The sequence below is a fragment of the Streptomyces sp. NPDC088350 genome, from assembly GCF_044753545.1.
Taxonomy (GTDB): Bacteria; Actinomycetota; Actinomycetes; order Streptomycetales; family Streptomycetaceae; genus Streptomyces.
Genome location: NZ_JBIVNL010000010.1, coordinates 274,496 through 286,099, shown reverse-complemented (window position 1 = coordinate 286,099; position 11,604 = coordinate 274,496). Strand labels below are relative to the sequence as shown.

Here is an 11,604-nt window from a genome sequence, read left to right as displayed (position 1 = left end):
GGTGGGGGGTGGCCGCGGCCCTGTTGGCGAACGTGCTCTACAGCACCGGCTTCGTCCTGGAGAAACGGGCGCTCGCGGCCCTGCCCGAGGTGACGGTCCGTCAACCGGTGCGGCTGCTGCGGCTGGTGCTCGGAAGTCCGCTGTGGATCGGAGGGTCCCTCGCGCTCGCCTCCGGGTTCGGCGCGCAGCTCGCCGTGTACCGGACGCTGCCGATCGCCGCCGCGCAGGGCATCTTCGTGTCGGGCCTGGTCCTGCTCGTGCTGCTGTCCGCGCGGATGCTCGGCGAGGAGACCAGCGGCCGTGAACGGTACGCGCTGGCGGCGATCCTCGTGGCGCTGCTGATGGTGGTGCTGTCGCTGAAGGAGGGCTCGGACCACGTCAGCCGCAACGCGCCCTATCCGCTGATCCTGTTGGTGTGCGTGCCCTCGCTGGCGGCCGGCGTCTGGCTGTACCGGTCCACCGAGCGCAGCGCCGGCCACCGCCACCGGCTGCCCACCACGGGTGTCGAATACGGCGTGGCGGTGGGCCTGTTGTACGGGGTCAGCTCGCTCGCCATCAAGGGGGTGTCGAGCTATCTGACCACAAGTGACCTGGGAGGGGCGGTGGTTGCCCTGCTCAAGTCCCCGTACCCCTATCTCCTTCTCTTCACGGGCGCGTTCGGCCTGGTCATGTCCCAGGCGGCGCTGCAACGCTGCCGGGCCTCGCTGATCGTGCCGGTCTGTACGACGGTGACGAGCCTGTTCACGGCGGTGCTCGGCACGCTCTCGTTCGGCGAGGCCCTGCCGCACGACCCGCTGCGACTGGCCCTGCGGATCGGGGGCACCGTACTGGCGGTCACGGTTCTGCTGACCATGCCGAAGCACGACAACGCGCCCCAACCCCCGGTTGCGGCCAAGGAGTTGACTCCGCCATGAACCCGGACGACCCCCTGCTGAAGATCCTGGCCTGCCCGCTCGACAAGGGCCCGCTGCATCTGCTGCCCACGGACGCCCTCTACAACCCGCGGCTGCGCCGCCGTTACCCCATCGTCGACGGCATCCCCCAGCTCCTGCCCTCGTCCGGCGAGCAAGTGACCGACGACGGCGAACACGAGGAACTCCTCAAACGGATGATCCCATGACCCGCACCCCTCGCACGCTCACCGCCCGCCTCGCGCCCCTCCTCCCCACCCGCCTGGTCGCCGCCACCGCCCGGGCCGTCTACCCCCGCTTCGAACCCGAACTGGCCCGCCTGACCGACCTGTTGCCGCCCGACTGCGGCACGGCGGTCGACGTCGGCGGCTGGTACGGCCCCTGGACGCACCGCCTCTGCAGACACGCGCGCCGGGTGGTGACCGTGGAACCGGTCCCCCACCTGGCGCGGCTCCTCGCCTCGGCCGCCCCCGCGAACGCCATGGTGATCCCGGCCGCCGCCTCGGACCGCCCCGGCACCGCCCGCCTGTGGCTGCCGCCGCACGACGAGGGCGACCGGGGTGTCTCCTCACTGGTCCGCCGGGACATCCACGCCCGCGCCCTGCACGTCCCCTGCGTCACGCTCGACGGCCTGGCCCTCAAGGACGTCGGCTTCATCAAGATCGACGTCGACGGCAACGAACTGGCGGTCCTGCACGGCGCGACCGGCCTCCTCACCCGCGACCGCCCCGCCCTCTTCGTCGAACTGGAGTCCCGCATCCAGCCGATCGCCCCGGTGGTGACCTACCTGTCGCTGCTCGGCTACGAGGGCTGGGTCCTCCCGGACAGGAACAGGGACTGGGTCCGCCTGTCCGCCTTCCCCCTGGAAGCACACCAGGCCCTGACCTCGTACGTCGTCTCCCAGGGACTGCTGCGCCGCGTCCTGCCCTTCGCGCGCGGCCCCCGTTACGTCAACTCGGTCCTGTTCCTCGCCGACGGCCGCAGCCCCGGTGTCAGTGCCGGTGCGAGCGCCGGTGTCAGTGCCGTGCGCGACGATGGATCGCATGCCCGAAGCGAAACGCCCCGCGAGCCCCTTCAGCCCCCTCGACTTCCAACTGGTCCTGCTGCGCCGCATGGCGGACCACAACCCGGACCTGGTCGAGGACGCCCGTCATGAGCTGGGCGTCTCGATCGCCGACATGCGCGAGGCCAACAGACGCTGGCAGACCATGCTGCACTCCCCGCGCGGCCGGGCCGCGGCCTCCCGCTACCGCCAGATCCTCGGCACCCCGGAGTCGACCGCACACCGCAGGATCGGCGACCTGGACTGCGAGGCCCGGCAGTGGCCCCTCCCCCTCTGGCCCGGCCTCCGCTTCGAGGTGCTGACCGCCCCGAACGGCGCCGTATGGAACGAGTGGCTGGTCCGCGCCCCGGGTACCGAAGGCCCCGCCCTCCACACTCTCGACGACCTGACCCCCTGGTCCTGCACGGTCGAGGAGGCGGCCCGCGCCTTCGCCCCCGCCCGCCCCCTGGAGGGCACGGCCCCCACCCGCTGGGGCCTGGCCTTCACCGCCCCGGACGGGCAGGGCGTACGGCATCGCTGCGCCGCCGAGTTCACCTGGGGCCTGCTCCAGCGAACGGCGATCAATGACCGATGATCAGCGACTGGCGGCAGCCGCCAGCACCGCGTCCACCACCACGGCCGGCGACCCCGGATGCAGATCGAGGAAGAGATTCGGCTCGACGAGTTCCAGTTCCATCACACACGGCTTCCCGTCCGGCCCGTCCACGAGGTCCACGCGCGCGTACAGCAGCTCCGGCGCGTCCGGTACGGCGGCCAACGCCCGCTCGGCGACGGAGAGTTCGGCCTCGGTCGCGGTCCACGGCTCCAGGTCCGGGTGGGACACCTTGTCGTCGTCGTAGGCCGTACCCCGCGCCAGCACGGCCCCCTTCCGCGAGGCGTGCACGAACCGCCCCCCGAAGAACAGCAGCGCCCGCTCCCCGCTGACGTCCACGTTCGTCAGATACGGCTGCACCATCGCGGTGAGCCCCTCCGCGTACATCCGCTCCAGCTGTCGTACGGCCGTCTCGCGCTCGTCGGGCAGGTAGCGGGCGGCGAAGCGGGCGCCCGCGCCGGAGGTCGGCTTGACGACGTACTCGTGGTCGTCGGGGAGGTCGACGGGGTCACCGGCGGCGAGATAGCGGGTCGGCACGACGGGCACGCCGGCCGCCGCGAGCTCACCGAGATACCGCTTGTCGGTGTTCCACCGCACGACCTGCACGGGGTTGGCCAGCCGCGTGACCCTCCCGGTCCGCTCGGCCCAGGCCACGAACTCGGCCGCCCGCCAGGTGTAGTCCCAGGTCGAGCGGATGACCACGAGGTCGTACGCGCCCCAGTCGGTCCCGGCGTCGTCCCACGGCACGGCGACGGCCTCGGCCCCGGCCGCCCGCAACGCCTCCACCAGCACCGGAAGGTCACGGTCCTTGCTGGGTACGGGTCCGGGGTCGTAGGTGGCGAGCGCGATACGGGGCACGGGGTCTCCATCCGGATGCCGACTGTGGACAGATCCGCAGGTTATCCATGGCCCCCGCAACCGCGGCAACCGGATTGACCTTCCCCTTCGGTGAAGCCCCAGCATCAGTGGCGGAACCGAAAGAGGCCGAGGTGCGCATGAACATGCTGACGATCGGGGCCTTCGCACGGGCGTGCAGGCTGTCGCCGAAGGCGTTGCGGCTGTACGACGAGCTGGAGCTGTTGCGGCCGGCGCGCGTGGACCCCGACAGCGGATACCGGTACTACGCGGTGGAGCAGCTGGAGATGGCGCGGCTTGTCGCGTGGCTGCGGCGGCTGGGCATGCCGCTGGCCGGGATCCGTGAGGTGTGCGCCCTCGAACCGGCCGCCGCCGCCCGTGAGATCCGCGCCTTCTGGGCCCGGGTCGAGGCGGAGACGGCCGAGCGGCGGGATCTCGCCGGGTTCCTCGTCGACCACCTCACGGCCGTGGCGGCCGTACCGGGAAAGGACACCACCATGCTCGAACTGCGTTACTCCGCCCACTCGGACCGCGGCCTGGTCCGCCCCTCCAACCAGGACTCGGCGTACGCGGGCGCACGGCTGCTCGCGGTCGCCGACGGGTTCGGCCCGGCGGGCGCGCCCGCGAGCAGTGCGGCGGTGGAGGCGCTCCGCTTCCTGGACACCGAGGAGGTGCCGGCGGGCAACGTCCTCAACCTCCTGGAGGAGGCGGTACGGGGCGCCACCGAGGCGGTCCGTGACGTGGCCGATCCCCTCGAGAACGGCACCACCCTGACCGCGTTGCTGTGGACGGGTTCGAAGCTGGCGCTTGTGCACATCGGGGACTCGCGCGCGTATCTGCTGCGCGGCGGCGGGCTCTTCCGGATCACGCACGACCACTCGGTCGTCCAGTCGCTGATCGACGAGGGCCGGCTGACCCCGGAGGAGGCCGGCTCCCACCCTCAACGCACCTTGCTCCTCAAGGCGTTGACGACCGGTGCCCCCGACCTGAAACTCCACGACGCCCGGCGCGGCGACCGCTACCTCCTGTGCTCGGACGGCCTGACCGGGGTCGTCCCGGAGCACCGGATCCGCGAACTCCTCACCGCGAACCCGGACCCGGACGAGGCGGTACGCGCCCTGATCGACGCGGCGAACGGGGCCGGGGGTCCGGACAACGTCAGCTGTGTGGTGGCGGACGTGGTGTAGGAACGGGGGTGTCCCCGACGTCCGGGGACCCTTGCCCCCGACGACCAAGGAGCGCGCCGCGTGTCCACCCTCTTTCCGGCCCTGGCGAACCCGGGCGGGCAGCCCGCTCTCAGCTTCGGTGACCGGTCCCTGACCTACGCGGAGCTGGGCGCGGCGGCGGACGCCCTCGCGGCCCGGTGCGCGGGCACCGGCCGGGTCGCCGTGTGGGCCACCAACTCGCTGGAGACGGCCGTCGCCGTGGTGGCGGCGCTGCGGGCCGGGGTGGCCGCGGTGCCGCTCAACCCGAAGTCGGGCGAGAGGGAACTCGGCCACATCCTGGCGGACAGCGCGCCGACGCTGATCCTGGCCGCGCCCGGCGATGAACTCCCTTCCGCCGTACGTCACTTGGAGCGCGTCGACGTCGACGTGCGCGCGGTGGGACCGGTCGCCGAGGAGCGCGCGTCCGACGAGGACCCCGCCCTCGTCGTCTACACCTCCGGCACCACCGGCCCGCCCAAGGGTGCCGTCATCCCGCGCCGGGCGATCGCCTCGACGCTGGACGCGCTGGCCGACGCCTGGCAGTGGACCGGCGAGGACGTGCTCGTGCACGGGCTGCCGCTGTTCCATGTGCACGGGCTGGTGCTGGGCATCCTGGGCCCGTTGCGGCGCGGCGGCTCGGTGCGGCACCTGGGACGGTTCAGCACGGAGGGTGTGGCACGGGAGTTGAACGATGGCGCGACCATGCTGTTCGGCGTACCGACGATGTACCACCGCATCGCGGAGACCCTGCCCGACGACCCCGGACTCGCCAAGTCCCTCGGCCGCGCACGGTTGTTGGTATCCGGTTCGGCCGCGCTGCCGGTCCACGACCACGAGCGGATCGCGTCGGCGACCGGGCGCCGGGTGATCGAGCGCTACGGCATGACGGAGACCCTCATGAACACGAGTGTCCGAGCGGACGGCGAGCCGCGCGCGGGGACGGTGGGCATCCCGCTGCCCGGTGTGGAACTGCGCCTGGTCGAGGAGGACGGCACGCCCCTTCCCGTCCACGACGGCGAGAGCGTGGGCGAGATCCAGGTACGCGGGCCGAACCTCTTCACCGAGTACCTCAACCGGCCCGACGCGACGGCCGCCGCCTTCACCGCCGACGGCTGGTTCCGTACCGGCGACATGGCCGTGCGCGACCCCGACGGCTATGTGCGGATCGTCGGCCGCAAGGCCACCGACCTGATCAAGAGCGGGGGTTACAAGATCGGCGCGGGCGAGATCGAGAACGCGCTCCTGGAACACCCCGGGGTGCGCGAGGCCGCCGTCACCGGCGAACCGGACCCCGACCTGGGCGAACGGATCGTCGCCTGGATCGTGCCGTCGGACCCCCAATCCCCGCCGGAACTGGCCGAGTTGGCCGACCATGTGGCGAGCCGCCTCGCCCCGCACAAACGCCCCCGCGTCGTCCACCACCTCTCCGCACTCCCCCGCAACGACATGGGGAAGATCCTGAAGCGCGCCCTGAGCGATGACTGACCGCCGCTCCGCCCGCGAGATCCTCGCCCTCGTCACCGACGAGACCACCTTCACCGAACTCCCGCACCCGGCAAGGGAGTCCGGTCCCGACGGCCCCCTCGGCTGGCAGGGCTACGACGCCTCGCGCGCCCGCGCCGCCGACCGCACCGGCGAGTCGGAGTCGGTGGTGTGCGGCACGGCGACGGTGGCGGGCACGCGGGCGGTGCTGATCGCGTTCGAGTTCGGCTTCCTCGGCGGTTCGCTCGGGGAGCGCACCGGGGACCGTATCGAGGCCGCGTACGTGTACGCCCGTGAACACCGGTTGCCGGTCGTGCCGTTGGTCGCCACGGGCGGCAGCCGGATGCAGGAGGGCATGGTCGCGCTGACCCAACTCCAGCGCGTGGCACGGCAGTCGGCGCTCACCCGGGAGGCCGGCCTGCCGCAGCTCGCGGTACTGCGGGACCCGACCACGGGCGGCGGCTGGGCCACGCTGGGCGCGGGCGCCGATGTGATCCTGGCACTGCCCGGCGCCCAGGTCGGCTTCGCGGGCTCCCGGGTCCGCCCGCCGGACGCGGACCCGGCGGCGTACACGGCCGAGGCCCAGGTCGCGGCGGGCGCGGCCGACGCGATCGTAGAACCGCGTGACCTGAGGGAGACCCTGGGGAGGTGGCTACGACTGCTGACCACACCGTGGCCGGGACAGGCACCGGTGCCGGCGGCACTCGGCACGGAGGGCCTGCCGGCCACCGACCGGAAGGGCGCGTCACCTGACCCCGATGCGACCGACCCACCCCCGACCACCCGAGACACGACACAGGCCTCCGGACCGGCCCGGGACCCCGAAACCGGACAGGGGAACGCGTCACCCGCCCCCGGCACGACCGACCCATCGGTGGCCGCGCCAGACGCTACACGCGGCTGCCGACCGGCCCGGCACCCCGAGACCGGCCTCCCGGGGACCGGACGGGAGAACGCGTCACCCGCCCCCGGCACGACCGACCCATCGGTGGCCGCGCCAGACGCTACACGCGGCTGCCGACCGGCCCGGCACCCCGAGACCGGCCTCCCGGGGACCGGACGGGAGAACGCGTCACCCGCCCCCGGCACGACCGACCCATCGGTGGCCGCGCCAGACGCTACACGCGGCTGCCGACCGGCCCGGCACTCCGAGACCGGACAGGCGAACGCGTCACCCGCCCCCGATGCGACCCACCCGCCCCCGACCACCCGAGACACGGCACAGGACTCCCGACCGGCCCCGCACTCCGAGACCAGCCCCCCGACGACCGGGCGGGAAGCGGAGCGACGCGCCCGGTCGGCGCGCCGCAGCCCGGCCGGGTCGCCCGCGACCGTACAAGCGGGCGGGCGGCACGTCGCGGGCGGTCTCCCGGTCACCGGCTGGGAAGCCGTGCGGCGTGCGCGGTCGGCTCAACGGCCGGGTGCTGAGCGGTACTTGGACAACTACTTCACACACCGGCTCGCGATCAGCGGTGACCGGTGCGGGGGTACCGACGCGGGGATGCTGTGCGGGTTCGGGGAGCGGGAGGGGCGGACGGTCGCGTATGCCGCGCAGGGCGGGACGGCGACCCGCCCGGCCGGGTATCGGACCGCCGCCCGGCTGATCCGGCTCGCGGAACGGCTCGGTATCCCCGTGCTGACGCTGGTGGACACCCCGGGCGCGGCGAACGACGCCGAGGCGGAGCGGGAGGGGGCGGGTGCCGCCATCGCGGATCTGTTCGGCGCGGTGGCTTCCGCCCGGGTCCCGGTCACCACGCTGCTGATCGGCGAGGGCGGCTCCGGCGGGGCGCTGGCGCTGGCCGCGCCGGGCAACACCTGGGCCACTCCGGACAGTTATTTCTCGGTGATCGCCCCGGAGGCCGCCGCCGCGATCCTGAAGCGCACGCCGGCGGAGGTGGAGCGGACGGCGGACCAACTCCGCCTCCGGCCGCAGGACTTGGCGGAGCTGGGGGTGATCCGGACGGGGACGGTATAGGAGCTGGTGCCGGCGCCGACACGACGTCACGAAGACGCCCCCCTTTGCCCCTTACTTATTCTTTAACTCGGGCATAACAGACAAATACCCCCATTTAGCCGCACCCCGCCCGGCCCACCACAAGGCGCGCCCGCTCCCCGGCCCCCGCACGATGCGAAGGAGGCCCGCCACCCGGCGACGCCCCGGTCCGCGTTCTCGGGAGACCCTGCCATGACCGTCAGTCTGGAGCAGTTGCGACGCTGCCATTTCGCCGTCGACCTGGGCGCGGCCCGTACCCGCGTCTACGTCAAGGGCGCCGGGCTCGTCGTCGACCAGCCGTCCGCCGCCGCCGTGAACACGCGGACCGGCGCGCTGATCGCCGTAGGAGAGTTCGCGGAGAAGATGACGGGCCGTACGCCCGACTACATCCGGGTCGTCCGGCCGGTCTCCGGCGGGACCGTGGTCGACATCGAGATGGCGCAGCGCATGCTGCGGCACCTGATCGGCGACAAGGTACGGCGCGCCCTGCGCCGCAAGCCCCGGCTGCGGGCCGCCGCCTGCACCCCGCACGACGCCGATCCGCTGGCCCAGCGGGCCACGATCGAGACACTGGTCGGGCTCGGGGCGCGCCGGGTGGAGCTGGTCGACACGCTGATCGCCGCCGCCGTGGGCTGCGGGCTTCCCGTCGAGCGGCCCGAGGCCACCATGATCATGGTGTGCGGGGCCGCCGCGACCCAGGTCGCCGTGCTCTCCCTCGGCTCCATCGTCACCGCCGAACGCATCCCGGTGGGCGGCGAGGCCGTGGACCACGCGATCGTGCAACACCTGCGCCACGAGCACGAGTTGATGCTCCCCAGCCAGTCCGTACGCCCGCTCCAGCTCGCCCTCTCCGGCAACGGTCTCACCCCGTACGGCCCGGCCCTGACCGAGATCCACGGGCGGGACGTGGCGACCGGCCTCGCCCGTTCCGTGCAGGTCGACACCGCGGCCGTACGGGACGCGATCGAGACGCCGCTGACCGCCGTGCTCGACGGTATCGGCAGGGTGCTGCGCAACTGCCCGCCCGACCTGGTGGCCGACCTCGTGGACCGCGGGATCATGATGGTCGGCGGCAGCGCGCTGCTCCCCGGCCTCGACCAGATGCTGCGCGCGGCGACCGGCATGCCGGTGCACATCGCGGAGCGGCCGGACGTGTGTGCCGTACAGGGCCTGGGCTACATGCTGGAGGGCAAGATCGAGCCGCTGGTCCTGGACCCGCTGGCCACCGCCTGAGCCCGGACCCGGCCGAGGTGCCGGCCGAGGTGAGTGACGGCGCCCCCGGCCTCTCCCGCCTGCTCGAAGCCGTCCTGAGCGTCGGTTCCGAGCTCGAACTGCGCACCACGCTCCAGCACATCGTGGACGGCGCGGCCGAGCTGACCGGCGCGCGGTACGCGGCGCTCGGGACGACGGACCCCGGGCAGGACGGCCTCACCGAGATCCGTACGAGTGCGGTCGCGCCTCCGTCCCCCGGGGCGCTGAGCGTGCCGATCCACGTCCACGACGAGGTGTTCGGCCACCTCCACCTCGCCGGGAAGCGGCACGACGCCCCCTTCACCGCCGGGGACGAGCAGCTCCTGCACGTCCTCGCCGCCCAGGCCGGCATCGCGATCGGCAACGCCCGCCTGTACGAGACGGCCCGGCAGCGCGAACGCTGGATCGAGGGCGCGGCGGCCGTCACCACCGCGCTGCTCACCGGCGAGCGGGCGGCCGACGCGCTGACGACGGTCGCGGAGGGCGCCCGGGCCCTCGCCGACGCCGCCGCGGGCGTGATCCTCCAGCGCACCGAGGCGGGCGGCATGGAGATCGTCACCGCGTCCGCCTACGAGGACCCGGGCGACATCGTCGGCACGACCATCGAGCCCGGCAGCCCCGTCCTCGTCCAACTCCTGGGCGGCGAACCGGTGTTCATCGACGACTCGGCGACCGACCCGCGCATGACGACACATGTACGGCACCGGTTCGGCCCCAGCATGATGCTGCCGCTCCAGGCGGACGGCCGCCTCATCGGCACGCTCGCCCTCCCCCGGCGCCCGGGCGACCGCCCCTACACGGCCGTAGAACGGCTGCTGGCAACGCAGTTCGCTTCCCAGGCCGCGCTCGCCCTGGTGCTCGCCGACGCCCAGCACAGCCGGGAACGCCTCGCGGTCTACGAGGACCGCGACCGCATCGCGCGCGATCTGCACGACCTGGTGGTCCAACGCCTGTTCGCCACCGGCATGTTGCTGGAGTCCACGCAGCGCAGGGGCGGAGCGTCCGGCCCGGTCCACGAACTCCTCGGCCGCGCCGTCGACGAACTCCAGTCGACGATCCAGGAGGTCCGCACGGCGATCTTCGCCCTGCAACAGCCGCCGGCCGAGGCCCCGACGACCTTCCGCGGCAAGGTACTTCGGGAGACGGCCGGCGCGTCGGCCGCGCTCGGCTTCCAGCCCTCCACCCGCTTCAGGGGCCCGGTGGACACCCTCGTCCCCGAGCAGGTGGCGGCCCAACTCCTCACCGCCCTGCGCCGCGCCCTCACCGCCGCGTCACGCCGACCCGGCGTCTCGCGCCTGGAGATCACGATCGACGTGACGAGTCCGCTGCCGGACGGCCGGGACGCCGTACGCCTGACGGTGTACGACGACGGAGGCACTGGCACGACGGTGGGTTGGCGGTCGCCCCTGTGAGAGGGCGTCAGTAGGGCAGGATCCGGCCCGAGGGCGTCCTGCGGTCGATGGTGTCGTCGCGGGGCGCGGCGGGCCGGCGAATCACGCGTACACGGATCTGTCGGTTCATGGCGCCCTCCCGAGGCTCATATCTCCTATGCCCCTCTCCTATGCCCCACACTCTTCCTCGCGACGCTCAAGAACATCGGCCTTGCGGAGGCAGTTGGTCTGCCTCCCCAGAAGGAGCGGAGAGGGGCCGGCTACTCCCGGAGGAGGAGACCGGCCCCTGAGTCGGGCAAGGGGGATCAGCTCAGGCCGAGGTCGGACAGTGCGGTCGTCCAGTCCGTGAGGATCGCGTCCTGGGCGTCGGAGAGCGTGACGGTACCGGCGCAGACGGCCTTCTTGAGCTTGTTCTCGACGGTGTCCTTGTTGGCGGCGGTCTTGGTGCCGTACTGCGGCTCGGGCCAGAGGTTGAGTTCGCTCTTGGGGGCGCCGCCGAGTTCGAGGGGGAGGAAGTGGTCCTCCTCGTAGTCCGAGGTGCTGGTGTCCGTGTAGCCGTACTCGACGATCTGCTTCTTCTTCAGCGCGGTGGTGTAGGAGCTGGAGGGCCGGACGGTCGCGGTCCACCCGGAGACGCAGATGGTGGAGTCGATGGTGGACTGGGTGACGTCCGGGTTGTAGTCGCCGGGCTGGCAACTGGGGTCGGGGAGAGGGAGGTAGGCCTGGCTGCAGCTCTGCGCGTGCGCGGTGCCGGCGGCGACCGTGAGGCCGGCGGCGGCGAGCGCGAGGGAGGAGAGGGCGGTGACCACGGAGCGGGATATTCGGGGCATGGGGGATCTCCCGGAGTGGTGCCCGGCAGGG

General features: G+C 72.9%; 10 protein-coding genes and 2 pseudogenes. 10 read left to right on the top strand and 2 right to left on the bottom strand.

The genetic code is table 11. The features are described from left to right. The first annotated feature begins 8 nt into the window (after nucleotides 1-8). From ACIQBL_RS33745 to ACIQBL_RS33730, 4 genes are read left to right on the top strand one after another with little or no spacing between them, the layout of a single operon-like run. Nucleotides 9-914 (top strand): hypothetical protein, encoded by a 906-nt coding sequence (locus tag ACIQBL_RS33745; RefSeq protein WP_401948559.1) that lies wholly within the window; start codon nucleotides 9-11, stop codon nucleotides 912-914. After that, nucleotides 911-1,120, top strand: a complete 210-nt coding sequence (locus tag ACIQBL_RS33740; RefSeq protein WP_401948557.1) for a Trm112 family protein — start codon at nucleotides 911-913, stop codon at nucleotides 1,118-1,120. The genes ACIQBL_RS33745 and ACIQBL_RS33740 overlap by 4 nt, the downstream gene beginning before the upstream one ends. Continuing rightward, a complete protein-coding gene (locus ACIQBL_RS33735) occupies nucleotides 1,117-2,067 on the top strand; it encodes an FkbM family methyltransferase (RefSeq protein WP_401948554.1) in 951 nt (316 codons plus the stop codon). Before ACIQBL_RS33740 ends, ACIQBL_RS33735 begins: the two co-directional genes overlap by 4 nt. Next, nucleotides 1,955-2,548: a hypothetical protein gene (locus tag ACIQBL_RS33730; protein ID WP_401948551.1), complete on the top strand. Its 594-nt coding sequence runs from the start codon at nucleotides 1,955-1,957 to the stop codon at nucleotides 2,546-2,548. Before ACIQBL_RS33735 ends, ACIQBL_RS33730 begins: the two co-directional genes overlap by 113 nt. On the opposite strand, the gene ACIQBL_RS33725 is transcribed toward ACIQBL_RS33730, so the two are convergent. Continuing rightward, the gene (locus ACIQBL_RS33725; protein WP_401948548.1) at nucleotides 2,549-3,424 is read right to left on the bottom strand and encodes a RimK family alpha-L-glutamate ligase; all 876 of its coding nucleotides are present in this window, start codon (nucleotides 3,422-3,424) and stop codon (nucleotides 2,549-2,551) included. It lies immediately after the preceding gene. A 137-nt stretch (nucleotides 3,425-3,561) separates the two neighbouring features. On the opposite strand from ACIQBL_RS33725, the gene ACIQBL_RS33720 reads away from it, so the two are divergent. The 6 genes and pseudogenes from ACIQBL_RS33720 (at nucleotide 3,562) to ACIQBL_RS33695 (ending at nucleotide 10,764) form a co-directional block, all read left to right on the top strand. Further along, the gene (locus tag ACIQBL_RS33720) at nucleotides 3,562-4,608 is read left to right on the top strand and encodes a MerR family transcriptional regulator (protein WP_401948546.1); all 1,047 of its coding nucleotides are present in this window, start codon (nucleotides 3,562-3,564) and stop codon (nucleotides 4,606-4,608) included. Nucleotides 4,609-4,668: 60 nt separating this feature from the next. Further along, nucleotides 4,669-6,111, top strand: coding sequence for an acyl-CoA synthetase (locus tag ACIQBL_RS33715; RefSeq protein WP_401948544.1), 1,443 nt, complete (start codon nucleotides 4,669-4,671; stop codon nucleotides 6,109-6,111). Beyond that, nucleotides 6,104-6,838, top strand: a pseudogene (locus ACIQBL_RS33710) (carboxyl transferase domain-containing protein); the annotation flags it as partial. The gene ACIQBL_RS33715 and the pseudogene ACIQBL_RS33710, both read left to right, overlap by 8 nt. 627 nt (nucleotides 6,839-7,465) lie before the next feature. Next, nucleotides 7,466-8,083: pseudogene (locus ACIQBL_RS33705) on the top strand (carboxyl transferase domain-containing protein); the annotation flags it as partial. A gap of 210 nt (nucleotides 8,084-8,293) precedes the next feature. Continuing rightward, entirely contained in the window at nucleotides 8,294-9,334 is a 1,041-nt protein-coding gene (locus ACIQBL_RS33700; RefSeq protein WP_401948542.1) for a rod shape-determining protein, read from the top strand. Nucleotides 9,335-9,363: 29 nt separating this feature from the next. Next, nucleotides 9,364-10,764 carry a GAF domain-containing protein gene (locus tag ACIQBL_RS33695; protein ID WP_401948539.1) on the top strand — a complete coding sequence of 467 codons (1,401 nt, stop codon included), beginning with the start codon at nucleotides 9,364-9,366 and terminating at the stop codon, nucleotides 10,762-10,764. A gap of 284 nt (nucleotides 10,765-11,048) precedes the next feature. Here the strand turns inward: ACIQBL_RS33695 and ACIQBL_RS33690 are convergent, their stop codons facing one another. Further along, nucleotides 11,049-11,573: a hypothetical protein gene (locus ACIQBL_RS33690; protein ID WP_401948536.1), complete on the bottom strand. Its 525-nt coding sequence runs from the start codon at nucleotides 11,571-11,573 to the stop codon at nucleotides 11,049-11,051. Nucleotides 11,574-11,604: the final 31 nt, after the last annotated feature.